Origin of the sequence: Williamsia deligens, from assembly GCF_024171765.1 — a bacterium.
GTDB classification, from domain to species: domain Bacteria; phylum Actinomycetota; class Actinomycetes; order Mycobacteriales; family Mycobacteriaceae; genus Williamsia_A; species Williamsia_A deligens.
This window is the reverse complement of sequence record NZ_JAMTCI010000001.1, coordinates 941,338-968,136: the sequence shown is the minus strand read 5'-3', so window position 1 is coordinate 968,136 and position 26,799 is coordinate 941,338. Positions and strand designations below refer to the sequence as shown.

The window sequence follows — 26,799 nt, the reverse complement described above, 5'->3', positions numbered from 1 at the left end:
ACCACCCCGTTCGACCACCACAACCCGGACTCTGGTGGTCAGACGACCCGGGACAACCTGAAACCCCTGTGCCGGTTCCACCACCGCATCAAAACCTTCGACACACGGTGGCGCGACTACCAGACACCCCTGGGCGAGGCGTTCTTCGAATCCCCGACCGGACACATGTTCCTCGGCAACGCCTACACCGGCATCGACATCTTCCCCGCCCTCGGACCACCCAGGAAACCCGAGAACCATCCCGCGAGAACCACACTCGCAACCCGACGCGACACAGAACGCGCGGCGCATCTCCGCGCCATCGAACGCGCCGAGGACGCCGACCCACCACCGTTCTGACACGGAGCGGCGGGAGACCCGTCAGCGCCGGGCGTTCAGGATGACGTCCGCGATGCCTGTCCCGAGTGCGACAGGCCGGCAGGCTCCCGCGACGGGTGTCCCGCCGAGTTCCTCGAGGAGCAGGTTCTGGGCGACCGCGTCGTAGGGCATGCGGAAGTGGCCGGTCAGGTCGACGGGACATCGGTCCTGGACCAGCACGTCCCGTGCGTCGGGGCCGTGCAGGATGCCGCTGCTCGACGGCTGGATCACCTCGTCGACGGCGGTGCGGACGGTCAGGTACCGCACGCCGCGGACCGTCTCGGTCGGGGAGTTCAGGTCACGCAGGAAATCCGACCCGGCCACCTGCTGCAGCATGGACTCGTTCACCGGCTTCGGTGACACCAGACCACTCACCCCGGGTATGCGGGTGAGCAACCCGAGTCCGTAGAACGTGCTGCCGTGGCTCGGTGGGGCGAGCCCAACCCAGTGCGCCACGACAGGCGCCGCGCGGAGCTTGTCGACGACATAGCGGGCGACCGTCGCACCCTGGGAGTACCCGACGACGTCGACGGCCGCCGCCGCCGTCGAGGCCCGCACCCGGTCGACGAACTCCCGCACGGCTGGTGCGCCCGCCCGGATGTCCTGCGTGCCGAAGGTGGTCGCACCGGCCGCCCCGCCGTAGTTGATCGCGAACACGCAGAACCCCTGGCCCGCCAGCAGGGGCGAGATCTGCGAGAAGTCGGCGTAAGCGCTCGAGTCCGTGCCGTGCAGCAGGAACACCGGGCGGGGGTGCCGCGGCGTGGGCCGGCAGGACCACTTGTTGGCACCGGCGGGCCGAGCATCGGGATGGTCGACGGCATAGCGGCGCACGTCGACGACGGTGCGGAACGTCGGCGCGTCCGCTGTCGGGACCAGCGAGATCACCGCAGGCGGGGGCGCGGCAGACGCCACAGCCACCGTCTGGGCCGCGATGATCCCCATCGCCACTGCACACCCTGACATCGACATAGTGAATCGCCGCATCATGATCATGAAACTCCGTCGGGACGGCGCCGTCGATCGTCTGAACACTCGATCGGATCGCAGGAACGTCCCGATCCGGTCACGCCCTAGGCTGTGCCCATGGGCGCAGACAGTCCCGAGGGACTCCCCGGCACGTCGAGCAGCATCTACATCGCGTCACCGGAGGGGGACACGGGCAAGTCGACGATCGCGTTGGGCGCGTTGCACCTGCTCGCGGCCACCGGCGGACGGGTGGGCGTCTTCCGGCCCATCTCGCGGGCGGCCTCCGGCGAACGCGACTACATCCTCGAACTCCTCATGGAGCACGACTCGGTGGAGCTGTCCTACGACGAGTGCATCGGCGTCACCTACGAGGACGTCCACAGCGATCCGGAGGCGACGCTGGCCGAAATCGTCGACCGGTTCCACGCCGTCGAGGAGCAGTGCGATTCCGTGCTCGTCATCGGTTCGGACTTCACCGACGTCGCCAGCCCGTCGGAGCTGAGCTTCAACGCACGCATCGCGGCCAATCTGGGCACCCCGATGCTGCTGGCCCTCAAGGCGGCCGACCGGAGTCCCGACGAGATCGTCTCGCTCGCCGAGGTGTGCCTGTCGGAGATCCGCGGCGAACACGCGCAGGCCGTCGCGCTGATCGCGAACCGCTGCGACCCCGACGACCTCGACACCATCCGGGAGCGCCTCGAGGGCACCGGACTACCCGCATGGGCGCTGCCGGAGGACCCGGTCCTCGTCGCGCCCACCATGAACGAGTTGATGACGGCGCTCGACGGTGAGCTGTTCAGCGGCGACCGTGAACTGCTCGACCGTGAGGCGCTCAGCGTGATGGTCGGTGGCATGACCGCCGAGCACATCCTCGAACGTCTCACCGACGGCGTCGCGGTGATCGCACCCGCCGACCGGTCCGACGTCCTGCTCGCCCTCGTCACCGCCAATGCGGCGCAGGGCTTCCCGAAGCTCTCCGGCATCATCCTCAACGGCGGCATCAAGCCGCACCCGATGATCGAGTCCCTGGTCGAGGGACTGCGCCCGGCGCTGCCGATCATCACCTGCGAGCAGGGCACCTACGAGACCGCCCGCACGGCGGCACACGCCCGCGGTCGGGTCGGCGTCGAATCGGTCCGCAAGATCGACGCCGCCCTCACGCTGATGGAGAACCACGTCGACTCCGACAGCCTCCTGGACAAGCTGCGACTCTCCGCGCCCACCGTCGTGACGCCGCAGATGTTCGAGTACCAGCTCGTCGCGCGGGCGAAGTCCGACCGGAAGCGGATCGTGCTGCCGGAGGGCACCGACGACCGCATCCTGCGCGCGTCGGGGCGTCTGCTGCGTCGGGGTGTCGCCGACCTCACCCTGCTGGGCAACGTCGACGAGGTGCACTCGCGCGCACAGGAACTCGGTATCGACCTCTCCGACGCCGAGGTGATCGATCCCCAGAAGTCCGAGCATCGGGAGCAGTTCGCGCAGACCTACGCCGACCTCCGCGCGCACAAGGGTGTCAACCTCGACCGCGCGCACCACGTCATCAGTGACGTCTCGTACTTCGGGACCCTCATGGTGCACGCGGGGATGGTCGACGGGATGGTCTCGGGCGCCGCGCACACGACGGCACACACCATCCGGCCGGCGTTCGAGATCGTCAAGACGACCGAGGGTGTGTCGACGGTCTCGAGCGTGTTCTTCATGTGCCTCGCCGATCGCGTTCTCGCGTACGGCGACTGCGCGATCGTTCCCGATCCCAGCGCGGAGCAACTCGCCGACATCGCCATCTCCTCGGCCGCGACCGCATCGCAGTTCGGCATCGAACCGCGGGTGGCCCTGCTCTCGTACTCGACGGGTGAGTCGGGCTCCGGCGCCGACGTGGACAAGGTGCGTGAGGCCACAGAGCTGGTCCGCGACCGCGACCCGGATCTGTTGGTGGAGGGACCGATCCAGTACGACGCCGCCGTGGAGCCGAGCGTCGCGAAGAGCAAGATGCCCGACTCCGATGTCGCCGGCCGTGCGACGGTGTTGGTCTTCCCCGACCTGAACACCGGCAACAACACCTACAAGGCCGTGCAGCGCAGCGCCGGTGCGGTGGCGATCGGCCCGGTCCTGCAGGGGCTTGCCGCGCCGATCAACGACCTCTCCCGTGGCGCGCTGGTCTCCGACATCGTCAACACGGTCGCCATCACGGCCATCCAGGCGCAGGCGCTGGCGGACAACCGATGACCGCCGCCGACACCGTCCTGGTCCTCAACGCCGGCTCGTCGTCGCTCAAATATCAACTCCTGCACCCGGGTTCCGGTGAGCGGGTCGCGACGGGGATCGTCGAGCGCATCGGCTCCGACGACGCCTCCGCGCGTCACGAGCAGGGTGGTCGAACCCGGGAGTCGGAGGGCGGCATCGCCGACCACCGCGATGCCCTGCACACCGCGTTGGACCTGTTCGCCGCCGCGGGTACCGATCTGCGCTCCGCCGACCTGCTGGCCGTCGGTCACCGGGTCGTGCACGGCGGGCGACGCTTCAGCGATCCCGTCCTCATCGACGACGACGTCGTCACCGCCATCGACGAGCTCAGCAGCCTGGCGCCCCTGCACAACCCGGTCAACCTCGCCGGTGTCCAGGCGATGCGCGAGATCCTGCCCGACGTGCCGCAGGTCGCCGTGTTCGACACCGCGTTCTTCCACGACCTCCCGGCCCACGCGGCCACCTACGCCATCGACGACGAGATCGCCCGACGACATGACATCCGCCGCTACGGCTTCCACGGGACGTCGCACGAGTACGTCAGCGGCGTGGCCGCCGAGTTCCTCGACCGGCCCGCGTCGGCGCTGAACCTCATCGTGCTCCACCTCGGCAACGGCGCGTCGGCGTCGGCGGTACGGGCCGGTCGGGCCGTCGACACCTCGATGGGACTCACCCCGCTCGAGGGGCTGGTGATGGGCACGCGCAGCGGCGATCTCGACCCGGCGATCGTCGCCTATCTCGAGCGGGTCGCGGACATGGACATCGACGCCGTCGACCGAATGCTCAACAGCGGCTCCGGGCTGAAGGGTCTGTGCGGCGACAACGACTTCCGCACCATCACCGCCCGCATCGACGAGGGTGACGAGCGCGCCCGACTCGCCTACGACGTCTACATCCACCGACTGCGCCGCTACATCGGTGCCTACATGATCGACCTCGGCCGTGTCGACGCGATCGTGTTCACCGCCGGCGTGGGGGAGAACGCGACGACGGTCCGCGCCGACGCACTGGCCGGGATGGACGGTTTCGGGATCGCGGTGGACCCCGACGCCAACGCGGTCCGCTCGCACGACGCCCGGCGCATCTCGCCCGACGACTCGTCGGTCGCCGTCCTCGTCGTCCCCACCGACGAGGAACTCGCCATAGCGCGCAAGGCCGCGGAACTCGTCGACGGCAGCTGACGGCGCCGGGGGAATACCCCCGCGATCGCAGGGGGTTGACCCGGACACCGCGGGGTACACCGTGACCGTCTGCGTCGGCTCGCCAAGACGCGTTGTGGCCGACACCGACGGTGGTAGACAGAGATGAGATCCACCCATACGCCTCGCCCGGAGCGGGGCCGACGAAAGGGCCACCATGGCACTGGACGACAACGACATCACCACCTCGGGCGCGGGCGGCGAAGGCCCGGCCGACGGCGGCTCCAACCCGGGCGGCCATGACGGCGGCGCCGACGGCACCGCGAGCGCGGGCGAGGGCCCGGCCGACGGCGGCTCGAACCCCGACGGCCACGACGGCGGCGCCGACGGCTCCGCGGGCGAGGGTCCGGCCGACGGCGGCTCGAACCCGAACGGCCACGACGGCGGCGCCGACGGCACCGCCTGACACACCCCGCTCACAGCAAGGCTGAACACATGCAGAGGTCGGACACCCTGACGAGGTGCGTCGCCGTCGATCCGTCGACGTTCGCCGCGAACCACTGGGGTGTCCGACCCCTGCTCAGTCCTGCCGCCGACCTCCCCCGCGACTTCTCCGACCTGCTGTCACCGGCAGCGGTCGACGAACTCCTCGCGGAGCGCGGTGTGCGGGCACCCTTCATCCGCATGGCGAAGAACGGTTCGCTGCTGGGTCGCGACGCGTTCCTGTCGCCGGCCGGGGTGGGCGCCGAGATCGGCGACCAGGTCGACTCCGCCAAGGCGCTCGCCGCGTTCGCCGACGGCGCCTCCATCGTCCTGCAGGGACTGCACCGACTGTGGCCGCCCGTCATCGACTTCGTCCGTGGACTCGTCGACGACCTCGGACATCCCGTGCAGGCCAACGCGTACATCACGCCGCCGGGCAGCCAGGGCTTCGACTCCCACCACGACGTCCACGACGTCTTCGTCCTCCAGATCTCCGGGCACAAGCACTGGACCGTGCACGAGCCCGTCGTCGAGAGCCCGCTGTCGTCGCAGCCGTGGACCGATCACCGCTCGGCGATCACCGAGCGCGTGGCGCACCCGCCCCACATCGACACCACCCTCGCTCCCGGCGACGCCCTCTACCTGCCGCGTGGCTGGCTGCACTCGGCGCGGACGACCGACGAGACGTCGATCCACCTCACCATCGGGATCCCGGCCCTGACCCGCGTCGACGTCGTGCGTGCCGCGGTCGACCGTGTCGCCGCCGCCGTCACGGACCTGCGCACGTCGTTGCCGATGGGGGTCGATCCCACCGACCACGCCGCACTCGAGGCCGAGGCGACGAAGGCGTTGCTCGCCTTCGCCGACCAGCTCCGCGACCGCGCGCACGAGTGGGGCTCGGCTGTCGCCGACGACCTCACACGCGAGATGGCGTCGCGCACAAGACCTGTCGCAGTGCGGCCGCTCGCGACGCTCGACGCGATCTCCTCGGTGTCGTCTGTGCAGGTGGCCTGGCGGCACGGACTCATCGCGAGCGTGACCGACGACGCCGAACGGGTCCACCTCCGGCTGGCCGACCGGACGATCTCCTTCCCCGCCGTGTGCACCGCCGCGATACGGCATCTCGTCGACGGCAACGTGGCCGACGTGTCGTCGCTGCCGGGACTCGACGAGGCCGACTCCGCCGTCCTGCTCCGCCGTCTGCTGCGGGAGTCCGTGGTCGTCGCGGTGAGCCGGTGACGACGCCCGCCGTCTCCCTTCCCTGCAGCAACCGGTCACTGGCCGCCGACGAACCGATGTTCGCGACGGCCTCGGCCGGTGCGGCCTGGCTGATGCTGGAGTTGTGCGGCCCGTGGGGATCGTCGGCGTTCCTGGAGTCCCCGACCGTGATCGACCCCGCGCTCGGGCTCTCGATCGTGCGGCGTGCCGAGGCGGCGTCGATGCGGATCGTGGCCGTCCGCAAGCACGGTCGTCGCGATCAGACGCGTCGGTGGCGCTGGTTCATCGCCCACACCAGCCCCGACGGTCCGACGCTTGTCGGCGGTGAGGTCGACGGTCCCGCTGCCTATCTCGACATCCCCCTCGACGGATCGACCGGTGAGCCGGTCCCCGCCCCGTTCATCGCGGTGTGCGCGCACGGAAAGCACGACACCTGTTGCGCCGTCCGGGGACGTGGTGTGGCAGCGGCACTGCACGCGGAGTACCCCGATGAGACGTGGGAGTGCTCGCATCTCGGAGGCGATCGCTTCGCCGCGACGATGCTGGTACTGCCCGAGGGCCTGTCGTACGGGCGGGTCGACAGCGCGGACCCGCTCGAGATCATGCGCAAGCACAGGGAAGGTCGCGTCGACACAACGCATCTGCGCGGACGGACCTGCTGGTCCCACCACGTCCAGGCGGCACAACATTTCGCCCGCCAGGACACCGGCGACGATCGCATCGATGCGTGGGCGCCCCTCGAGATCCAGGTGGAGGAGACCCTCGCCCGCGTGACTCTCGACGGCGGCGACGGCCGTCGCCTCGTGGTGACCGTCCGCTCGTACCTCTCCGAGGACACCGTGCTGACCATGTGCCGCGCGACGCTCCCCGGCAGTGTCCGACGCTTCGAGTGCGCGTCGATGGACTGGGCCTGAACCCTCGACGGTGGATCTGAGGCCTCAGAACAGGGTTCGTGGTCGGATCACGTTCGCGAGGTCGACCAGGCGGAACCGCTGGGTGCGGTCGACGGTGGACCGTGCCAGTCGTCGCAGCGACGTCTCGAGACCCTCGCGGAGACCGTGTTCGGTGAACGGGAAGCCGAGCAGGGTCACCCCGTCCGACGCGCGGTCCGGGTTGACCGCCAACCACCCCAGCGCGGTGCCCAACACCATGATCGACAACCGTGGCTTGCGGGGCTCGGCGTCGGACATGGCGGCCAGACGACGCGCCGCCTCACGCAGCTGATCGCCGGTGACGGCGTCCGGCGGCCGCCCGTGGACGAGGGCGAGCACCGCGGTGCACGCGGCGGTCGTGAAGTGGCGACTCGTCGCGGGCACCTCGTCGAGCGCGGAGACCGTGCCTGCGATGTCGCCGGCGGCGAACCGCATCCGCGCGAGACCGAAGGCGGCCGTGACGATCCCGCGATCGGTCTGCCAGAGCGTCCAGTACTCGTGGCGCGCCTTCTGGTACCACCGTGCCACCGCGGAATCCCGCTCCGCCGCCTCGCCGCCGGTGTCCCCGCTGCCCCCGGCGCGCTGCCACCGGCCCATCAGCTCGGCGGTCGCGGCGACGGCGAGCTTGGGTGCCACCTCGCCCGGCATGGCGGACAGCACGGCGCAGAACCGATCGTGGGCGAGTTCCGCCTCCCCGTTGATGAGGGCGCACAGCCCGAGATACCACTCGATGCGCCAGGAGTGCTGGTGGTGGCGCGCGGTGATGTCGAGCAGACCCAGAGCGGTGTCGACGTCGCGCAGCTCGATGTAGGCGCGTGCCTCGGCGAGGTCGACCTCGAGAGACGGGTGGTCGTCGGAGGGGTCGGTGCCGATCAGCGACGACAGCCCGTCCTGCTTCGCCGAGCGGATGGTGTCCAGGGTCTGGTTCGGCTCCGACAGCGCCGCCGAGGTGAGCAACCCCGCGGCCGGATCCGACTGGTCGACGAGGGGCACCGGCAGTGCCGCCGCGATGTCGTCGGGGTCGAGGAAGGTCTCGGAGTTCACCGGGTCGAAGAAGCCGTCGACGGGTCCGAGCATCAGATCGGTCCCGAACGTCGTGCGCTGCGGGGTGAAGACGGTCGACAGCGCGGGGCGGGGGACGCCGGTGTGGCGGGCGACGATCTCGCGCAGCACCGTCACCATCTGGCCGGTCATCTCGTCGGCCGAGGCGAACCGCTCGTCCGGGTCGGGGTCGGTGGCGCGCAGCAGCAGTCGACGGAAGGACTCGTTCTCGGCGAGGACGGGGGAGTCCTCGGCCGACGGCATCCCGTCGAGGTAGCGCCCGTTGTCCATGGGCATGTCGACGGCGAGCACGGCCAGCGTGCGGCCGATGCTGTAGATGTCCGTCGCCACCTGCGGTCCGGTGGAGACGATCTCCGGGGCCTGGAATCCCGGTGTGCCGTAGAGGTGGCCGTACCCGTTGATCGCGGAGACGGCGCCGAGGTCGATGAGCTTGACCTCCTGTCCGCCGATCATGATGTTCTCCGGCTTGATGTCGTTGAACACCAGACCGACGGAGTGCAGGTAGGAGACCGCCGGCATGACCTCGAGGACGTAGGCGATGGCCTCCTCGGGCGGGAGCTGGGTGCGCGCGGACGAATCGTCGGCGGGCGCGGTGAGGCTCTTCAACGTCGCCCCGCCGACGTACTCCATGACGATGTAGCCGAACGTGTTGCCGTTGTCGTCGGTGTGTTCGACGAAGTTGAAGATCTTGACGATGTTGGGGTGCGAGACGGCGGCGAGGAACTGCCGTTCGGCGAACGCGACGGCCTGGGCCTCGTCGTCCTTGGAGTTCAACAGGCCCTTGAGCACGACGACGCGGTCGGCCACGTTGCGGTCGACGGCGAGATAGATCCACCCGAGCCCGCCGTGGGCGATGGCCCCGCGGATCTCGTACTGGTCGGCGACGACGGTGCCCGGCGCCAGACCGGGGACGAAGGAGTATCGCACACCGCAGTTCGGGCAGTGCCCGGTGAGCGGACCCTCCCCGGCGCCCTCCGCGCGGCCGAGCGACGTCCCGCACTGCCAGCAGTGGCGCTTGGACTCGGGGATGACGGGGTTGTCCATCACCGCGTCGTCGGGCTCGATGTCGCGGACCCAGGTGACGTCGACGAGGCCGGTGCCCAGCCGGCGGCGCTTGCGCGTGACCCGGCTCGTCAGTGCCTGGGCGGACGGGGGGACACGCGTGCCGGTGTCGTCGGTGGTCTGGTCGGTGTCGGGGGAGGCCGCGACGGTGCCGACATCGGGCACGGCGGCCTGGGTGGCGACATCGGGGACCGCGGCCTGGGTGGCGACGTCGGGGACGGCCGCCTGGGTGGCGACATCGGACTCGTCGTGCACGCGCTGCGCCACCTCCTCTCAGTCCCGGTAGCGCGGCTGGGGCGGGTAGTAGACCGGCCCCAGGATGGAGAGCCACCGATTGTAGATCGAGTACCACGTCCCGTCCGCGCGGATCTTGTCCAACACCGCGTTGACGAACCGCACCAGATCCGGTGAATCCTTGTTCATGCCAATGCCATACGGCTCATCGCCGAGGCTCGACCCGACGACGTGGACGTAGGGGTCCTGTTCGGCCAGACCGGCGAGGATCGCGTCGTCGGTCGACACCGCGTCCACCCCGCCCTGCTGCAGCACCACCAGGCAGTCGGCCCACGTGGGGACCGTGGTCATGCGCACGGTGGGGACCTGCTGCTGCAGGCGGGCGATCGATGTGGTGCCGCGCGCGGCGCACACCCGCTTGCCCGCGAGGTCCGCGGCGGTGCTGATCGTCGAGTTCCGCAGCGCGAGGATCCGTTGGCTGGCCTCGTAGTAGACGGTCGAGAAGGCGATGTCCTGCAGGCGGTCGCAGGTGATGCTCAAGGTCTTGACCACCACGTCGACGTCGCGCTGTTGCAGCGCGGGGATGCGGTCGCCGGAGGTGAGGATGCGGTACTCGACGCGCTGGGGGTCGCCGAAGATCGCGCGCGCGATCTCCTTGGCGATGTCGACGTCGAAGCCCTGTATGTCACCGCTGACGGGGTCGCGGAAGCTGAACAGGTTCGATCCGACGTCCAGGCCGACGATGAGCCGGCCGCGGGCGAAGATCTGCTCCATCGCCGAACCCCGCGGCATCAACCCGGGGCGCGGCAGCGGGGTGGGACGCAGGCTGCCGAGGTCGCACGTGGACGCTGTGGTCGTCTCCCGCGGCGCGTCGGTGGTGAGGCCGGGTGGGGTGGGGGTGGTCGCCTGCGCCGAGGGCACCGCATCCGGCGGTGCCGGGGCACGCACACACCCCGCGCAGGTGGCCAGCGTGACGAGGAGCGCCAGCAGGCAGAACAGTCGCCGCGGTGTCATCGGTACTCCCGGATCCGGGGGACCATCCCGAGCACGGTCATCACCGCGGCGATCGCCCCGAGGACGAGCGCCCCGGTCCCGGCGTACCCGATGACCACGCGCGCGGTGTTGATGTCGTCGCGGAACGCCGTGCGTGTGGTGCGGATCCCGTCGATGAGGGCCTCGTCGAGAGCGGTGTAGGCGGCTGCGGCCCCGTTGGACCCGGAACCGACGGCCATGGCGGTCGCGCCGGGGATGTCGCCGGCCGACGACATGTCGTTGGCCGCCTCGTGCGCGTCCTTCCAGGCCCCCAGTGCACCCTCCGCGCGGTCGGCGATCGACCTGTCGGTGTCGGTGCGGGCGTCGGCCCGGTAGTCGTCGAGGGCGGTGGTGATCCGCGAGAACGCCGACGCCACGCGCTGCTGCAGGGCATCCTGGTCGCCGCGGCGGGCCAGCGCCAGCGTCTCCGACGACCGCGCCTGCTGGGCGAGGATGCGGGCCGAGGTGAGCTCGCGCAGCGGCTCGGCGCCGCGGCGTTCGGCGGTGTCCACCGACGACACCGACAGCAACGACCCGACGAGCACCCAGACGATCGCCACGACGGTGAGCAGGATCGCCAACACCAGCCCCAGGTTGAACCGTCGACGGGTGCGCTGCGACAGGTACCGATGGGTGGCCATCAACGCCAGGAGCACGACGCCGAGCGTCACGTAGACCACCCACGGTGGCGTCGTGAAACGGTTCTGCGGATCGGCGAGAGCGGTGGCGCGGGCGCTGTAGAGACGCTCCGCGGCGGGCAGGATCGTCGTCTGCATGAGGTTGGACGCCTCGCTGAGATACGCCGAGCCGACCGGGTTGGCGAGCCGGTTGTTCGTCCGGGCCGACTCGATGAGGCCCGTGTAGACGGGCAGCTGCTCGGCGAGGGTCCCCAGGTCGGCCCGGACGGTGTCGTTCTCGGCGGCGGTGCCCCCGGCGGCCTCGATGAGCGCCCGCGACGCCGTGGCGATCGCGGTGGCGTAGCGGTTGCGCAGAGACGCGGGTTCGAGTCCCCCGGAGATGAACGCCGCGTTGGCGGACGCGTCGGCGATGGACAGGTTGCTGTAGAGGATCTGCGAGGACTCCGCGATCGGCTCGGTGTCGCTGATGGTCTGGCGCAGGGCGTCGGTGCGGCTGTCCAGGGACACCGACGCGTACCACCCGTTGCCCAGGATCACGAGGACGAGCAGGAACGTGATGAGCAGGAGTCGTCCCGGCGTGGTTCCGGCGAGGCGTCGGACACTCGACAACGGCGACCGTGCCTGTTCCCGGGCGAGCGTGATCAGTTCACGGCGTTCGGTGCGGGTGAGTCGCGGGCCGCGGTCGGCGCGCCGCGACGACCGGTCGCGCGAGGCCACACCACCACGGTTCAGCCGGGAGCGCAGTGACGCCGCGTCGCCGGTCACAACCGGTACCTCTTTCGTCTCGCCGTCGCCGCGCTCCTCGCGCGGGGCTGTGGTCGACTCTAAACCCGGGCGAGGTGTTTACCGTGGGTTCGTCGGCCGGGCACACCCCCGGCCACGACGGCGAGGGAGGCACGCAGGTGCGTGGAGACGGTGACGGGTGGGTGTTCGACCCGGACGGCGCCCGGTACTGGGGACTGCATGGCGCGGCCGGACTCCTGCTGCGCGCACCGGTGGACACGGGGGCGCGCGCGGTGCTCCTGCAGCACCGCGCGCTGTGGTCGCACCAGGGCGGCACGTGGGCGCTGCCGGGCGGTGCACGGGACTCCCATGAGACCGCCGTGGACACCGCGGTGCGCGAGGCGGGGGAGGAAGCCGGGATCACGCCGGCCGCGCTGACCGTCCGCGACGAGGTGGTCACACACACCGCGACCAGCGGGTGGACCTACACCACGGTCATCGCCGAGGTCGACGAGCAGCTCGCGACCGTCGCCAACCTGGAGTCGGCCGAACTGCGCTGGGTGCCCGAGGACGCCGTCGACGACCTCCCCCTGCACCCCGCCTTCGCCCAGGCGTGGCCGACACTGCGCACACGGCTGCGCACGCTGTAGAGAGGTCGGCCCGGCCCGGTCAGACGGCGCGGTCGAGGGCCGCGAGGAGGGCCAGGACGCCCGCGCGATCGCCCGATCCGTCGATTCCGAGGCCCCAGGCCCGGCGGCCGCACCGGTCGACCTCGACGAGCATCGCGACCCGGGAACCGAGACGTTGCTGGTGCAGTCCCGTGATCTCCACGCCGCACCCGAGCGCGTGCAGCATCGCCGTGGCCGCGGCGAGCGGACCACAGGCGGACTCCCGCAGCGACCAGATGCGTCCGTCGACGGCGATGGTCGCGCGGTAGTCGGTGAGGTCGTTGCGGGCGGGGCAGGAGTCCCAGCTGCCGAGACGCGTCCCGCCAGCACCGGTCGGTGCATAGGTGCCGACGAAGTCATCCCAGGCGAGACGTTCGGCGTCCGCGCGGACGGGCCGGGGCAGCGGCGCGGCGAATCGGGTCGCGGCGCAGGTGGTGGACGGATCCCGGTGGTCGATCAGAGTGGTCATGACGGTGGTCTTCTGTCATCGCGCCGTGGCGCGGGGAGAAAGTGACCGAGAGGAGAGAGAGCGCAACGACCCGCAGACGGGGGGTCGGTCGTGTCAGACCCCGCTGCGGCGGGTTACTACGAGTGCGCGAGTCATGGTGAGGACGAGGCTAGACCGGGTCGGCGCCCCGATCAAGATCTCCTCGCCCCGGGAAGTGCCCCGCGCAGGATCTGCGCCGCCGCGCCTGCGTCGTCGGCGCCGGTGATCGCGCGGACCACCACCACGCGCTCCGCACCCCTGCCTGTGACCTCGGGCAGCCGCTCGGCGTCGATGCCGCCGATGGCGAACCAGGGGAGTCGCCGTGCTCGACCGGCCGCGTGCGAGACCAGGTCGAGGCCGGCAGCCGCCCGGCCCGGTTTGGTCGGTGTGGCCCAGCACGGGCCGACGCAGAGGTAGTCGATGTCGACGTCGTCGTCGGCGGCGTCGGCCTGGTCGGGGTCGTGGGTGGAGCGACCGATGACCACGTCGGGTCCCACGATCGCTCGGGCGGCGGCGGGCGGGAGGTCGTCCTGACCGAGGTGCAGGACGTCGGCGCGGGCGGCGGCGGCGATGTCGGCGCGATCGTTCACGGCCAGCAGGGCGCCGTGGCGGTCGGCTACCACGCGCATCGCGGCGAGGATCTCCAGTTCCTCCCGCGCCTCGAGCGCCCCGAACGTGCGCTCACCCTCGGATCCCTTGTCGCGCAACTGCACGATGTCGACACCGCCGGCGAGGGCGGCGTCGAGGAAGGCCATCAGGTCGCCGCGGTCACGCCGGGCGTCGGTGCACAGGTAGAGGCGGGCGTCGGCCAGTCGCGTGCGGGGGTCCACAGGAGTGCACGGTAGCGACGCGCGACGGTCCGGCTGCGGTCGCGTCGGCGCGTAGGCTGGCGAACCGACACACACGGGGGCTCGGGGAACGGCCGGGCTGAGATCGCGACACCATCCGTCGCCGACCGTCACACCTGATCCGGGTAATGCCGGCGAAGGAAGGCCGCATCGCCATGAGTCCGTCCCGTCCCACCCTCGCCGTCGTCGGCGCAGGAGTCGTCGGCGCCGCCGTCGCCTGGCGTGCCGCGCGTGCCGGGTGGGACGTCACGGTCGTCGACGACGGACGCGCGGCGTCGGGGTCGTCCGTCGCGGCCGGGATGCTCGGCGTGGTGGGCGAGGCGCGCATCGGCGAGGACGACGCCCTCGAACTGACCGCGGCGGCCGCCGCCTGCTGGCCGGGGTTCGTCGACGACCTCGGTGCCGCGGACGTGCTCGTCGCCCACGACACCCTGCTGGTCGGCGGCGACCGATCCGACCTCACCGAGCTCGCCGCGGTCACCGACTGGTGTTCCGGCCGGGCGCACCCCGTCGAGACGGTCGGTGCCGGTGACATCCGCACGCGGGCACCGGGTCTGGCGGGCGTACGACGCGGCCACCTGGTGCGGGGCGAGGGAGCTGTCGACAACCGGGGCCTGCTCGCGGCGCTGCGGACAGCGGGCGGCGCCGAGGGTGTCCGCCGGTGTGTCCACCGCGTCGACGACCTGGCCGACCTCCACGCCGATCAGGTCGTCGTCGCCGCGGGGGCGTGGGTGCCCTCCGTCGTGGCGGACGTCCCCGTCCGCATCGAGAAGGGCGAGGTGCTGCGCCTGCACCGGCCGCCGACCGCGCCCGCCCCGCCGTCGGTGGTGGTCCGCGCCCGGTGGCACGGGCGGCCCGTCTACGTCGTCCCGCGTCCCGACGGGGTGGTGGTGGGCGCCACGCAGTACGAGGTGTCCGATCACGCCGACACCGCACCCCGCGTCGGCGGTGTCGCCGACCTGCTGCGCGACGTCGGCGACCTCATGCCGGGGCTGGCCGAGTACCGGTTGGCCGAGTCCGGCGCCGGGTTCCGCCCGCTCACCCCCGACGGGTTGCCGCTCATCGGGCGGATCGACGCCCGCACCGTCGTCGCGGCCGGACACGGGCGCGGCGGCATCCTGCTCGCCCCGCTGACCGCGGACATCGTCCTCGACACCCTCGCCGACCGCCCCACGCACCGGTGGTCGGACACCCTGCACCCCCGGAGGTTCGCATGATCACCGTGACCGTCAACGGCACCGACCACGACGTCGACGACGACATCTCCGTGAGCGACCTGCTGCGGGTGTTGGACCTGCCCGACCAGGGCGTGGCGGTCGCCGTCGACGGCAGTGTCCGCCCCCGCTCGACCTGGGAGGACGGCGTCTCGGCCGGTGCCCGGGTCGAGGTGCTGACGGCGGTGCAGGGTGGCTGACGCGTTCCTCGTCGCGGGCAGGACCTTCGGCTCGCGCCTCATCATGGGCACCGGCGGTGCCGCCAACCACGATGTCCTCCGGCGGGCGCTGCAGGCGTCGGGCACCGAGCTGACCACCGTCGCCATGCGTCGGGCGGGTGCCGGCGGCTCGAGCGGCGTCGTCGACCTGCTGCGGTCACTGGACATCGAGGTCCTCCCGAACACCGCGGGCACGCGGACGGCGGCGGAGGCGGTGCTCACCGCGCAGCTCGCGCGGGAGGCGCTGCAGACGACCCTGGTCAAACTCGAGATCGCAGGCGACGACCGCACGCTACTGCCGGACCCCGTCGAACTCCTCGACGCGACCGACCAGCTCGTCGCCGACGGTTTCGACGTGATGGCCTACACCAACGACGACCCCGTCCTGGCGTCCCGACTCCAGGACGCCGGTGTCGCGGCGGTGATGCCGCTCGGGTCGCCCATCGGCACCGGGCTGGGCATCGCGAACCCGCACAACATCGAGATGATCGTTGCCGCCGCGACCGTCCCGGTCGTGCTCGACGCGGGGGTGGGGACGGCGAGCGACGCGGCGCTGGCGATGGAACTCGGGTGCGACGCCGTCCTGTTGGCGTCCGCGGTCAACCGTGCCGACGACCCGGTCGCGATGGCGACGGCGATGGCGCATGCGGTGCAGGCGGGCCATCTGGCGCGCCATGCGGGTCGGATACCGCGGCGGTTCTGGGCGCACGCGTCCTCGCCGGACCTGGACTGGTCCCCGACCCCCGACTGACGCCCGCCGTCGCGACGTCCACCCTTCGTCCGATGTCGTCACCCGGGGCGGCTGGCATAGTCGCGGCTGTGATCACAGTGCAGGGACTGACGAAGACGTACGGGGCCACCCGTGCCGTCGACGACCTCACGTTCGACGTGAAGCCGGGGATGGTCACCGGCTTCCTCGGCCCGAACGGTGCAGGCAAGTCGACGACGATGCGGATGATCCTCGGTCTGGACAACCCCACCTCGGGCACCGCCACCATCAACGGGCAGCCGTACCGCGACCTGCAGGACCCGCTGCGGCAGGTCGGCGCCCTGCTCGACGCGAAGTGGGTGCACCCCAACCGTTCCGCGCGCTCGCACCTGCGGTGGATGGCCGCGGCTAGCGGGATCGGGGCGCAGCGCGTCGACCAGGTCCTCGCCGACGTGGGTCTGTCGGAGGTGGCCGGCAAACGTGCCGGCGGCTTCTCGCTCGGCATGTCCCAGCGACTCGGGTTGGCGGGAGCGCTGCTGGGGGACCCCGGCGTACTCCTGTTCGACGAGCCCGTGAACGGTCTCGACCCCGAGGGCATCGTCTGGATCCGCAAGTTCATGAAGGCACTGGCGACGCAGGGCCGCACCGTGCTCGTCTCGAGCCACCTGCTCACCGAGATGTCCCTGACCGCGGACCATCTCATCGTCATCGGCAAGGGCCGACTCATGGCCGACTGCTCGGTCACCGAGTTCACCAGCCAGGCGCAGCGCACGGTGACCGTGCGCAGTCCGCAACTGCCCGAGCTCCATCGGCTCCTCGAGGCGGAGGGTCTGCACCCCGCGCCCAAGTCCGACGGGTCGCCCGTCATGACCGTCCCCGACGTCACCACCGACCGCGTCGGTGAGATCGCGGCGGCGAACAGCATCGTCCTGAACGAACTCTCGGGCAGTGTCGCCTCGCTCGAGGACGTGTTCATGTCGCTGACCGCGAACGAAGTGCAGTATCACGGCTCCGCGGGGCCGCAGGGAGGGACACGATGATCAGCCACGCCATCGACGCCGAGCGGATCAAGCTGCTCAGTACCCGCTCGCCCTACTGGTGCGTCGGCATCGTCGTCGTCCTGGGCATCCTCATCTCGGTGCTCATCGGGGTGCTCTCGGCGAGCACCAGCACCAGCGACACCTCCGACCTGCGCGACCCGTCGTTCTTCGCGATCGGGGTGTCCCAGATCGGTGTCATCGTCCTGATGATCATGGCGGTCCTCGCGGTGACCAGCGAGTTCCGGTTCGGGACCATCCGCACCACCTTCCAGGCCATCCCGCGCCGCGAGGTGGTCCTGGGTGCGAAGGCCATCGTCTACGGCGGCCTGTCGGGGGTCGTGACCCTCGTCCTCGCGGTCGTCGCGATCGTGCTCGGCAAGGCCCTCGCGGGCGACGCGGGGTCGTCGATCGACCTCACCGGTTCCGAGGCGGTCCGGCAGTACTGGGGCATCCCCGTCTACGCGGTGCTCTGCGTGCTCATCGGTCTGGGCATCGGTGCACTGGTGCGTCAGAGCGCCGGTGCGATCGTGATCCTGCTGATCTGGTCGCTGGCGCTCGAGGGCATCATCGGGGCCATCCCGAAGGTCAGCGCGATCGGTCCCTACCTGCCGTTCAACAACGCGACACACTTCATCAGCGAGAGCGCCGTCGGGGACAGCATCGACTTCCCCTGGGGGCCTTACGGGTCGCTGCTCTACTTCGCGGTGTGGGCGATCGCCATCTTCGCCGGCGGAGTCGTCGTGACCATGCGCCGCGACGCCTGAGGCCGCGTCCGTCGGCGTAGATTCGAGTCCGTGAACCTGCTGCCGACAGCTCCCCTCGGACAGACGCCCGTCCGCGCGATGACCGTCGCCGGTACCGATTCCGGCGGTGGTGCCGGTGTCGCCGCCGACCTGCGCACGATGGCGCTCGCAGGCGTCCACGGGTGTGTCGCGGTCACCGCGGTGACCGTCCAGAACACGCTCGGCGTGACCGGTGTCCACCCAGTACCGCCGGAGACCGTCGCCGGCCAGATCCGTGTCGTCGCAGAGGACATCGGCCTCGGTGCGGTGAAGACCGGGATGCTCGCGACCGGCGCGATCATCGACGCCATCGTCGACGTGGCGGCCGAGGTCGGCATCGGACGCGACCGGCCGATACCGCTCGTCGTCGACCCCGTGTGCGCATCGATGCACGGTGACCGTCTGCTCGCCGTCGAGGCCATGACCGCATTACGCGAGCGGCTCATCCCCATCGCGACGGTGGTCACGCCCAACCTCGACGAGGTCGTCCTGATCACGGGCATCGAGGTCGTCGACGAGGACACGCAGCGCGAGGCGGCGGTGGCGCTGCACGCGATGGGCGCCCAGTGGGCGATCGTGAAGGGCGGGCACCTGCGCTCGAGCCCGCACAGCTCCGACATCCTCTACGACGGCACCGATTTCCTCCGGCTCGAGCACGAGCGCATCGACACCCCGCACGACCACGGTGCCGGCGACACCCTCGCCTCGGCGATGGTGTGCGCACTGGCACACGGGAAGTCGGTCCCCGACGCCGCGCGGTTCGCCAAGGAGTGGGTCAGCGAGTCCATCCGGTGGTCGTATCCGCTCGGTGCGGGACACGGCCCGGTGAACCCGCTCTGGCGGGTCGCGCGGGACTGAGTCCACGCGACCCGTCGGGCGGTCAGCCGACCGGTTCGATCGGCAGGTAGACGTTCTTGCCGCTCGCCACGAACTCCTCGGACTTGCGGTCCATCTCGCGGGCGAGCATGGCGTCGATGTCGGCCTGGGTGCGCAGGTCGTTGTCCTCGGCGAAGGCACGCACGTCCGCCGAGATCCGCATCGAGCAGAACTTCGGTCCGCACATGGAGCAGAAGTGCGCGGTCTTGGCGGGCTCGGCGGGCAGCGTCTGGTCGTGGTAGGCCACCGCCGTGTCCGGGTCGAGCGCGAGGTTGAACTGGTCGTTCCACCGGAACTCGAACCGGGCCCGGCTCAGGGCGTCGTCGCGTTCCTGCGCCCGGGGATGGTTCTTCGCGAGATCGGCTGCGTGCGCGGCGATCTTGTAGGTGATCACCCCGACCTTGACGTCGTCACGATCCGGCAGACCGAGGTGCTCCTTCGGGGTCACGTAGCAGAGCATGGCGGTGCCGGCCTGAGCGATCATCGCCGCGCCGATCGCCGAGGTGATGTGGTCGTAGGCGGGTGCGATGTCGGTGGCGAGCGGCCCGAGGGTGTAGAACGGCGCCTCCTCGCACAGCTCCTCCTCGAGTCGGACGTTCTCGACGATCTTGTGCATCGGGATGTGACCGGGTCCCTCGATCATCACCTGCACACCATGGGATTTGGCGATCGTCGTCAGCTCGCCGAGCGTCCGGAGTTCGGCGAACTGCGCCTCGTCGTTGGCGTCGGCGATCGACCCGGGACGCAGGCCGTCGCCGAGGGAGAAGGTGATGTCGTAGCGGCGGAAGATCTCGCACAGCTCGGAGAAGTGGGTGTAGAGGAACGACTCCTGATGGTGCGCGAGACACCACGCCGCCATGATCGACCCACCGCGCGAGACGATCCCCGTGACCCGGTGTGCGGCGAGCGGTACGTACCGCAGGAGCACCCCGGCGTGCACGGTCATGTAGTCGACACCCTGCTCCGCCTGCTCGATCACGGTGTCGCGGTACATCTCCCAGGTCAGTGCGGTGGGGTCGCCCTTGCATTTCTCCAGAGCCTGGTAGATCGGCACGGTCCCCACGGGCACGGGGGAGTTGCGCATGATCCACTCGCGGGTGAGGTGGATGTCGTCGCCGGTCGAGAGGTCCATGATCGTGTCGGCACCCCAGCGGGTGGCCCACACCATCTTCTCGACCTCCTCGGCCACCGACGACGTGACCGCCGAGTTGCCGATGTTGGCGTTGACCTTCACCGCGAACGCCTTGCCGATGATCATCGGCTCGGACTCGGGGTGTCTGTGGTTCGCGGGGATCACCGCACGGCCGCGGGCGACCTCGGACCGCACGAGTTCGACGTCGACACCCTCGCGCGTGGCGATGTACCGCATCTCCGGTGTGACGAGTCCGGCTCGGGCCCAGGCCAACTGGGTCGACGCGCCGTCGACGGGGTCGGGGTGTTCCCACGTGTCACGGATGGCGGGGAGTCCGGCGTCGAGGTCGGTGTGCGGGACGTCGGCGGTGTACGGGCCGGAGGTGTCGTAGACGTCGAGGTGGTCACCGGTCGAGAGTTCGACACGGCGGAACGGCACCGACATGCCGTCGACCTCGTGCAGATGCTTGTGGCTCCCACGGATGGGGCCGGTGGTGATGGACGTGACGGAATCGGTCGTCATCGAGTGCTCCCTACGCCGGCATTACCCGGTCAGGTTCAGTCGGTCGGCGGCCGCCTGCCGCCATCTCAGCCCTCGGTACGTGAGAGCCCCCGTGGAATGTGCAGTTGTGTCGGGGCCGGACTGCGGCCCCGACGAGAGCGTACGCGGTGCGCCGTGGAACCGGATGGGGCTCGCCTGCGTCATACGGAAGTGCGGCGTGAACCGGGCTGTGACCGGCTCCAGCGGGGGTGCGTCGGGATGGTCACGAATGACTGAACAAAAGCATAACTACGCCTACGTAGGTACGGTGAGCGCTAGTGTGATCGCAGTCACACGACGAGCCACGAGAGGCGACGATGAACCCGAGGGAGGTGGCGATGCACGTCCGACGCAAGAAGAGGCCAGAACAGTCCGCGCAGTCGATCCTGCACCAGTTGTCCGAGGTCAGACACAACGCGGAGCGTGATCGGTTCGAGCTGTACGTCGCGGGCGACCTCGTCGGCGTGCTCGGGTACTCCGTGGAGGACGTTGGCGGGCAGCAGGTCCTGACCGTGCTGCACACGGTCCTCTACGACGAGTTCACCGGCCACGGTCTCGCGTCGAAGCTGACCGTCGGCGCCCTGCAGCATGTCGTCGACAGCGGCGGCAAGGTCCGCCCGGTGTGCACGTTCACCCGCCATTTCCTCACCACGCACCCCGGCTACGCCGCTGTCGCTGTCTGAGTGTCGATGAGTCAGGTCGAGGTCGTCGACGATTTCCTGCACGCCCTCGCGCGTGCCGACCTCGGACGCGCTTCCGAGCTCCTCGACGACGACCTGCTCTACCAGAACGTCGGACTTCCCAGCATCCGCTCCGCCCGCTCGACCATCGCGCTGTTCCGTCGCTTCACCCGCGTCGGTCGCTTCGACGTCGTCGTCCACCGCGCGACCGGCGATGAGGACGGCGCGGTTCTCAACGAACGCACCGACCTGCTGGCGTTCGGTCCGTTCGTGATGACGTTCTGGGTCTGCGGGGTGTTCGAGGTGCGGGACGGACGGATCACGCTGTGGCGGGACTACTTCGACGCCGTCGCGATGCTCGCGGCCGCGGCCCGCGGGGTCCTGGGTGTGGTCGTGCCCCCGCTGAGGCCGGCGCTACCGGACGGTCGCGCCACGTCCACCGGGTCCGTCAGTCCACGTCGACGATGACGGGCGCGTGATCGCTCGCGCCCTTGCCCTTGCGTTCCTGCCGGTCGATCTCGGCGTGGCTGACACGTGCGGCGAGCGCCGGAGAGCACAGGGCGAAGTCGATGCGCATGCCCTCGCGGCGCGCGAATCGCAGCTGGGTGTAGTCCCAGTACGTGAACTCGCCCGGGGTGAACGGACGGACCACGTCGGCGTAACCGGCGTCGACGATCGCGGAGAACGCCGATCGCTCCGGTTCCGAGGTGTGGGTCTTGTCGGCGAAGTACTCGACGTCCCAGACGTCCTCGTCGGTCGGGGCGATGTTCCAGTCGCCGGTCAGCGCCACCGCAGCGTTGGGATCGCCGGCGAGCCATCGCGCGCCGGCGTCGTGCAGGGCACTCAGCCACTGCAGCTTGTAGGTGTAGTGCGGGTCGTCGAGAGCGCGGCCGTTCGGTACGTACAGGCTCCAGACCCGCACCCCGCCGCACGTGGCCCCGATGGCACGCGCCTCGACGACGGGGTCCGCCTCCGGGTCTTTGGCGAAGCCGGGCTGCCCGGGGAAGTGCGTCGCGACGTCGTCGAGGCCGACCCTCGAGGCGATGGCCACGCCGTTCCACTGGCTCACGCCGACGGTCGCGACCTCGTACCCGGCGGCCAGGAACGACATCGTCGGGAACTGGTCGTCGGAGCACTTGGTCTCCTGCATCGCCAGGACGTCGACGTCGTGGCGGTCGAGCCAGTCGGCGACACGTTCGGCCCGGGCCCGGATGGAATTGACGTTCCACGTCGCGATGCGCATGACGCCTCAGCGTAGTTCGCGGTTCGTGTGGACAGTCCCGCGCGCCGGTCGTAGCGTCGTGGCACGCCCTCCCGGCAGGAGCCCGTATGCCGCTCTACGTCTTTCGTTGTCCGACGTGTCCTGACGTCGAACGATCGTTCTCGATGACGCGCGTCCCCGACGCCGTCGACTGCGACACCTGCGGGGCGGACGCCCGTCGGGTGGTCACCGCCGTCGGTGTCCGTGCGGACACGACGGCGACGGCACTCATCGACGCGACCCGCGCGACGGCGGAACGGCCCGCCGTGGTCGGCGGCGTTCCCGGCCGCTCGTCGGCCCCCCGGCGCGTCTCCACCGATCCCCGACATCGTCGCCTCCCGCGACCCTGATCTGTCCCCACGACGAACGGAGATCGCATGCCCGAGTTGGTCTTTCCCCTCGACTCCACCAAGCCCTTCACACAGCAGGAGAAGGTGGGACACAACCGGTGGCATCCCGACATCCCCGCCGCGGTGACCGTGAAGCCGGGTGACGAGTTCCGGGTGCACTGCCGCGAGTGGTTCGACGGGGCGATCGTGAACGACGACTCCGCCGACGACATCCGCGATGCCCCGCTCGACGGCGTCCATGTGCTCTCGGGGCCGATCGCCGTCGAGGGTGCGAAGCCCGGCGACCTGCTCATCGTCGACATCCTCGATCTCGGGCCCATCCCGCAGGAGGACTCGGGTCCGCTGGCCGGGCAGGGGTGGGGGTACACGGGCATCTTCCCCACCCTCAACGGTGGTGGCTTCCTCACCGAGCAGTTCCCCGACGCCTACAAGGCGATCTGGGACTTCAGCGGTCAGCGCTGCACGTCGCGCCACGTCCCGCACGTCGAGTTCACCGGCATCGTCCACCCCGGCCTGATGGGCACGGCACCGTCGTCGGATCTGTTGTCCACGTGGAACACCCGGGAGGCGGCGCTCATCGCCACCGACCCCGAGCGGGTCCCGCCGTTGGCGCTGGCGCCCCTGCCGAAGGACGCCATCCTCGGAACCCTCACCGGCGACGCGTTCGACTCCGCCGCCGCCGAGGCCGCGCGCACGGCACCCCCGCGCGAGAACGGCGGCAACCAGGACATCAAGAACCTCACCAAGGGCAGTCGCATCTTCTACCCGGTGTTCGTCGACGGCGCGAACCTCTCGGTGGGTGACCTGCACTTCTCCCAGGGCGACGGTGAGATCACCTTCTGTGGCGCCATCGAGATGGGCGGGTTCATCGACCTGCGCGTCGACATCATCCGGGACGGCATGAGCACCTACGGCGTCAGTGAGAACGCCATCTTCATGCCCGGCACCACCGATCCACAGTTCAGTGAGTGGCTCGCGTTCTCGGGGACGTCGGTGACGCTTGACGGCGAACAGCGCTATCTCGACTCCCATCTCGCCTACCAGCGGGCATGTCTGCACGCGATCGACTACCTGACGAAGTTCGGGTACTCACCGGAGCAGGCCTACCTGCTGCTCGGGGCCGCGCCGATCGAGGGACGGCTCTCGGGCGTCGTCGACATCCCCAACGCCTGTGCGACCGTCTACCTGCCGACGGCGATCTTCGACTTCCCGGTGACGCCGAGCGCGTCGGGTCCGGTCACCATCGATCCCGGCATCGGGGCGCCGCACTCCAGCTTTTAGGAGCCGAGCCCCCGCGGCGGAGGAGCGACGCCACGGGGCACGATCTCACCTCGGGGGACCGGGCGCGTCCTTCCCGGCAGCCCCGGGGCCACCACCCGGCTTGTCGTCTTTCTCCTGCTTCTTCTGCTGGCCGGGCGCCTGAGTCCTGCCCGGCTGGCGCGTCGCCGGAGCCTGCTGCTGCTCGGTGGTCTGCTGCTGCGTCTGCTCGGTCGTCTCGGCGGTTGTCGGCGTGGGGGTGTCGTCGGTGGTGGTCGTCGTGGTCGTCTCGACGGTGCTGGTCACCGTCGTGGTCCCCGCGGGGACCGGGTCGTCGCCGTCACCGCTGCACGACACCCCGATGGACAGGACGATCACCAACAGTGCGAGGACTGCAGCGATTGCGATGAGGATGCGTGTGCGACGCCGCCGCTCGTCGTCGGGCGATCCGAGGTCCGGCGGTCCGGGGTCTGGCGGCCCGGGATCGCTCGGCGGAGGCATGCGCAGTGTCATCGTCGTCAGGTTACGACGTGGGCCGCGGCGCCTTTCCTCGAACATCGCAGCCGAGTCGTCGGTAGGCGTCCGCCCAGTCCGGGCGGACATCGGCCGGCGCCGTCCAGAACACGAACGCGGAGTCCGCTGTGCACTCCCGGAACGTGGTCATCACCGACCGGTGCGGTTCGCATCGGATCATCGCCGTCACCGCTTCACGCTCGGTCCATGAGCTCACGGTGAAGAACGTGCGGTGGAGCGGTCGGGCGACCAGCGACACCCCGATCGCCCCGTCCGCCCGCCTCACCTGTTGATGGACGCGGAGCGCGGCCAGGAAGAACGCCGGCACGTCGCGGTAGGAGGTGAGCTCAAATCGTGAGGCCATCACCACGACCTCGCCTCGGTCGAGACCGGTCCGTGCGGATCCGGGTGCCCACGGGAGGGTTGGCATGGTGCGCTCCGATCGAGGTCGACGGCGTCTTGTAGAACGGTGTTCTATGGAACACTGTTCTACAGATCGGTGGACGGCGCAAGAGGTGCCGTCGTGCCGATGGCGAAATTCGCTCCACGGCGGGTGACGGTCACGCCGGGTGCCCACTCGACGTCTCCAAACGCCCACTCGACGTCTCCAGCCGCCCACTCGACGGGTGGGGTGACCGGGTGACCGTCACGGCGCAGAAATGTTGTGCACAAGCAGGTTTCGGCCGTATTCATTGTCGGACCCCTCGTGTACACATGTCCGTATGGAGCACATCGGCATCGACGCGCGGGAAGCGCTGCGCGATGTGATGGCTGTGCTCGCTGCGCTCCCCGCTGCCGGTGACGAGGCGGAGGCCGTTGACCGGATCTCGCTGATGGAGTCGGTCAAGGCCGCCTGTGCTGCCGGACAGGCCGCCGACACCCTGCGCCTGCAGGAGCTGCGGTCCGCCGCTGAGGCCGAGCGCGGGGTTCCGGTCGAACGGCGGTGCCGCGGATTGTCGGCAGAGGTCGCGCTGGCGCGGCGGGTGTCGGGTAACGCGGGTGGGCGGCATCTGGGGTTCGCGCGGGCGATGGCGGAGATGCCCAACGCGTTCGCTCGGCTGCGCGAAGGCTCGCTCTCGGAGTGGCGGGCCACCATCTTGGTCCGGGAGACCGGGTACCTGCAGGTCGAGGACCGGCGAGTCATCGATCAGGCCCTGTGCGCAGACGCCGCGACGCTCGACGGTGTCGGTGACCGGGCGCTCGAGGCGCTGGCCAAGCAGATTGCCTATCAGCGTGATCCGCATGCTGTGGTCGACCGCAACGCCACTGCACCGAAGGACCGCCGGGTGTCGATGCGTCCGAAACCCGATGCCATGGTGCAACTGTCGGCGCTGCTACCGATGACCGCAGGCATCGCCGCCTACGCGGCGCTCAAGCAGCACGCTGACGGCCTGGTCGGAGACGACGACCGCACCCACGCGCAGGTCATGGCCGACACCCTGCTCGAACGCCTCACCGGCAAAGCCAGGGCTGAGGATGTGGCCGTCGCGGTCGACGTCGTCGTGTCGGCGGACGTGCTCGTCGGCGCCGCCGCCGCCGCGGAGGTTGCGGGCTACGGCCTTGTCCCGGCCGACACCGCGCGCGGCATGATCGCCGACGCCCTCGACGCAGACGCGCTCGTCACCCTGCGGCGACTGTTCGCCACCCCCGACAGCGGCGCCCTCGTGGCGATGGAATCCCGCGCCCGGATCTTCCCGTCAGGGCTGCGCCGGTTCATCACCCGCCGCGACATCTCCTGCCGGATCCCGTACTGCGACGCCCCGATCGCCGAGATCGACCACGCCCACCCGCACCGCGATGGCGGGCCCACCGACGCACTGAACGGTCTCGGTGAATGCCGAACCCACAACCGGCAGAAAGAAGCGGCCGGGTGGGAGGTCACCACCGCGATCGACGACACCGGCCGACACGACGCCCTGATCACCACACCCACCGGACACGAACATCGATCCCGCGCACCCGCGGTCGCTACAGACGGCAACATACGCCCGGCTGAACGGGATGTGGGTCAGTCGGCGGAATGACCTATACGTGCTGGGGTCTCCACTTGTCGCATGCACCGCACCGATGTGCGTCAGGTCAGGATCACTGCTGCCGCAGCTGCTCTCGTTTCGTGAGCCGTCTCGTCATCCGT

At 70.2% G+C, this 26,799-nt stretch carries 28 protein-coding genes and 1 riboswitch; of the genes, 18 read left to right on the top strand and 10 right to left on the bottom strand.

The genetic code is table 11. The annotated features are described in order from the left end of the window. Positions 1–339, top strand: a 339-nt coding sequence (locus tag LX14_RS04575; protein ID WP_253646075.1) for an HNH endonuclease signature motif containing protein, incomplete at its 5' end; no start/stop codon positions are given. A 21-nt stretch (positions 340–360) separates the two neighbouring features. On the opposite strand, the gene LX14_RS04570 is transcribed toward LX14_RS04575, so the two are convergent. Further along, positions 361–1,299 carry an esterase/lipase family protein gene (locus tag LX14_RS04570; RefSeq protein WP_253646074.1) on the bottom strand — a complete coding sequence of 313 codons (939 nt, stop codon included), beginning with the start codon at positions 1,297–1,299 and terminating at the stop codon, positions 361–363. Between the two features lie 141 nt (positions 1,300–1,440). Here LX14_RS04570 and pta point away from each other — a divergent pair, with 141 nt between their 5' ends. The 5 genes from pta (at position 1,441) to LX14_RS04545 (ending at position 7,321) form a co-directional block, all read left to right on the top strand. Continuing rightward, positions 1,441–3,549: a phosphate acetyltransferase gene (pta, locus tag LX14_RS04565; RefSeq protein WP_253646073.1), complete on the top strand. Its 2,109-nt coding sequence runs from the start codon at positions 1,441–1,443 to the stop codon at positions 3,547–3,549. Beyond that, positions 3,546–4,748: an acetate kinase gene (locus tag LX14_RS04560; protein WP_253646072.1), complete on the top strand. Its 1,203-nt coding sequence runs from the start codon at positions 3,546–3,548 to the stop codon at positions 4,746–4,748. Before pta ends, LX14_RS04560 begins: the two co-directional genes overlap by 4 nt. Before the next feature lie 175 nt (positions 4,749–4,923). Next, entirely contained in the window at positions 4,924–5,172 is a 249-nt protein-coding gene (locus tag LX14_RS04555) for a BatC protein (protein ID WP_253646071.1), read from the top strand. 29 nt (positions 5,173–5,201) lie between these two features. Next, positions 5,202–6,428 (top strand): cupin domain-containing protein, encoded by a 1,227-nt coding sequence (locus tag LX14_RS04550; protein WP_253646070.1) that lies wholly within the window; start codon positions 5,202–5,204, stop codon positions 6,426–6,428. 56 nt (positions 6,429–6,484) lie between these two features. Next, the gene (locus LX14_RS04545) at positions 6,485–7,321 is read left to right on the top strand and encodes a ferredoxin family protein (protein WP_253647888.1); all 837 of its coding nucleotides are present in this window, start codon (positions 6,485–6,487) and stop codon (positions 7,319–7,321) included. 24 nt (positions 7,322–7,345) lie between these two features. Here the strand turns inward: LX14_RS04545 and LX14_RS04540 are convergent, their stop codons facing one another. From LX14_RS04540 to LX14_RS04530, 3 genes are read right to left on the bottom strand one after another with little or no spacing between them, the layout of a single operon-like run. Beyond that, complete coding sequence (locus LX14_RS04540) at positions 7,346–9,730, bottom strand: serine/threonine-protein kinase (RefSeq protein WP_253646069.1); 2,385 nt, start codon at positions 9,728–9,730, stop codon at positions 7,346–7,348. 6 nt (positions 9,731–9,736) lie between these two features. After that, complete coding sequence (locus LX14_RS04535; protein ID WP_253646068.1) at positions 9,737–10,711, bottom strand: glutamate ABC transporter substrate-binding protein; 975 nt, start codon at positions 10,709–10,711, stop codon at positions 9,737–9,739. Continuing rightward, on the bottom strand, positions 10,708–12,132 hold the full coding sequence (locus LX14_RS04530) for a GlnX family signal transduction membrane protein (RefSeq protein WP_253646067.1): 1,425 nt from the start codon (positions 12,130–12,132) through the stop codon (positions 10,708–10,710). The genes LX14_RS04535 and LX14_RS04530 overlap by 4 nt, the downstream gene beginning before the upstream one ends. Positions 12,133–12,269: 137 nt before the next feature. On the opposite strand from LX14_RS04530, the gene LX14_RS04525 reads away from it, so the two are divergent. Continuing rightward, positions 12,270–12,740, top strand: coding sequence for an NUDIX hydrolase (locus tag LX14_RS04525; RefSeq protein ID WP_253647887.1), 471 nt, complete (start codon positions 12,270–12,272; stop codon positions 12,738–12,740). Between the two features lie 19 nt (positions 12,741–12,759). Here the strand turns inward: LX14_RS04525 and LX14_RS04520 are convergent, their stop codons facing one another. Together LX14_RS04520 and thiE are read right to left on the bottom strand one after the other, a co-directional pair. Beyond that, positions 12,760–13,227: a hypothetical protein gene (locus LX14_RS04520; RefSeq protein WP_253646066.1), complete on the bottom strand. Its 468-nt coding sequence runs from the start codon at positions 13,225–13,227 to the stop codon at positions 12,760–12,762. 170 nt (positions 13,228–13,397) lie between these two features. Beyond that, positions 13,398–14,075, bottom strand: a complete 678-nt coding sequence (thiE, locus tag LX14_RS04515) for a thiamine phosphate synthase (protein ID WP_253646065.1) — start codon at positions 14,073–14,075, stop codon at positions 13,398–13,400. A 173-nt stretch (positions 14,076–14,248) separates the two neighbouring features. Between thiE and LX14_RS04510 the strand changes: the two genes are divergently transcribed. From LX14_RS04510 to thiD, 6 genes are all read left to right on the top strand, one after another. Further along, on the top strand, positions 14,249–15,310 hold the full coding sequence (locus LX14_RS04510; protein WP_253646064.1) for an FAD-dependent oxidoreductase: 1,062 nt from the start codon (positions 14,249–14,251) through the stop codon (positions 15,308–15,310). Further along, positions 15,307–15,507 carry a sulfur carrier protein ThiS gene (thiS, locus tag LX14_RS04505; protein ID WP_253646063.1) on the top strand — a complete coding sequence of 67 codons (201 nt, stop codon included), beginning with the start codon at positions 15,307–15,309 and terminating at the stop codon, positions 15,505–15,507. Before LX14_RS04510 ends, thiS begins: the two co-directional genes overlap by 4 nt. Beyond that, positions 15,500–16,276, top strand: coding sequence for a thiazole synthase (locus tag LX14_RS04500; protein WP_253646062.1), 777 nt, complete (start codon positions 15,500–15,502; stop codon positions 16,274–16,276). Before thiS ends, LX14_RS04500 begins: the two co-directional genes overlap by 8 nt. A 68-nt stretch (positions 16,277–16,344) precedes the next feature. After that, on the top strand, positions 16,345–17,274 hold the full coding sequence (locus LX14_RS04495; RefSeq protein WP_253646061.1) for an ABC transporter ATP-binding protein: 930 nt from the start codon (positions 16,345–16,347) through the stop codon (positions 17,272–17,274). After that, entirely contained in the window at positions 17,271–18,038 is a 768-nt protein-coding gene (locus LX14_RS04490) for an ABC transporter permease (protein ID WP_253646060.1), read from the top strand. The genes LX14_RS04495 and LX14_RS04490 overlap by 4 nt, the downstream gene beginning before the upstream one ends. A gap of 30 nt (positions 18,039–18,068) precedes the next feature. Continuing rightward, positions 18,069–18,914, top strand: coding sequence for a bifunctional hydroxymethylpyrimidine kinase/phosphomethylpyrimidine kinase (gene thiD, locus LX14_RS04485; protein WP_253646059.1), 846 nt, complete (start codon positions 18,069–18,071; stop codon positions 18,912–18,914). A gap of 22 nt (positions 18,915–18,936) precedes the next feature. Here the strand turns inward: thiD and thiC are convergent, their stop codons facing one another. After that, positions 18,937–20,586 carry a phosphomethylpyrimidine synthase ThiC gene (thiC, locus tag LX14_RS04480; protein WP_253646058.1) on the bottom strand — a complete coding sequence of 550 codons (1,650 nt, stop codon included), beginning with the start codon at positions 20,584–20,586 and terminating at the stop codon, positions 18,937–18,939. Further along, positions 20,577–20,689, bottom strand: a riboswitch (TPP riboswitch). It overlaps the preceding gene by 10 nt. Positions 20,690–20,942: 253 nt before the next feature. Between thiC and LX14_RS04475 the strand changes: the two genes are divergently transcribed. Next, positions 20,943–21,287 (top strand): GNAT family N-acetyltransferase, encoded by a 345-nt coding sequence (locus tag LX14_RS04475; RefSeq protein WP_253646057.1) that lies wholly within the window; start codon positions 20,943–20,945, stop codon positions 21,285–21,287. A 6-nt stretch (positions 21,288–21,293) separates the two neighbouring features. Next, complete coding sequence (locus tag LX14_RS04470; RefSeq protein ID WP_253646056.1) at positions 21,294–21,752, top strand: limonene-1,2-epoxide hydrolase family protein; 459 nt, start codon at positions 21,294–21,296, stop codon at positions 21,750–21,752. On the opposite strand, the gene LX14_RS04465 is transcribed toward LX14_RS04470, so the two are convergent. Further along, the gene (locus LX14_RS04465; protein ID WP_253646055.1) at positions 21,733–22,527 is read right to left on the bottom strand and encodes an exodeoxyribonuclease III; all 795 of its coding nucleotides are present in this window, start codon (positions 22,525–22,527) and stop codon (positions 21,733–21,735) included. The two genes, LX14_RS04470 and LX14_RS04465, sit on opposite strands and share 20 nt — an antisense overlap. An 86-nt stretch (positions 22,528–22,613) precedes the next feature. Between LX14_RS04465 and LX14_RS04460 the strand changes: the two genes are divergently transcribed. Together LX14_RS04460 and fmdA are read left to right on the top strand one after the other, a co-directional pair. Next, positions 22,614–22,895, top strand: coding sequence for an FmdB family zinc ribbon protein (locus tag LX14_RS04460; protein WP_301283158.1), 282 nt, complete (start codon positions 22,614–22,616; stop codon positions 22,893–22,895). Positions 22,896–22,922: 27 nt separating this feature from the next. Beyond that, entirely contained in the window at positions 22,923–24,176 is a 1,254-nt protein-coding gene (gene fmdA, locus LX14_RS04455) for a formamidase (RefSeq protein ID WP_253646053.1), read from the top strand. 45 nt (positions 24,177–24,221) lie between these two features. On the opposite strand, the gene LX14_RS04450 is transcribed toward fmdA, so the two are convergent. Both LX14_RS04450 and LX14_RS04445 read right to left on the bottom strand, forming a co-directional pair. Continuing rightward, complete coding sequence (locus LX14_RS04450; protein WP_253646052.1) at positions 24,222–24,665, bottom strand: hypothetical protein; 444 nt, start codon at positions 24,663–24,665, stop codon at positions 24,222–24,224. Between the two features lie 10 nt (positions 24,666–24,675). Next, positions 24,676–25,095 carry a hypothetical protein gene (locus tag LX14_RS04445; protein ID WP_253646051.1) on the bottom strand — a complete coding sequence of 140 codons (420 nt, stop codon included), beginning with the start codon at positions 25,093–25,095 and terminating at the stop codon, positions 24,676–24,678. 292 nt (positions 25,096–25,387) lie between these two features. Between LX14_RS04445 and LX14_RS04440 the strand changes: the two genes are divergently transcribed. Next, positions 25,388–26,689 (top strand): HNH endonuclease signature motif containing protein, encoded by a 1,302-nt coding sequence (locus LX14_RS04440; RefSeq protein ID WP_253646050.1) that lies wholly within the window; start codon positions 25,388–25,390, stop codon positions 26,687–26,689. Positions 26,690–26,799 lie beyond the last annotated feature (110 nt).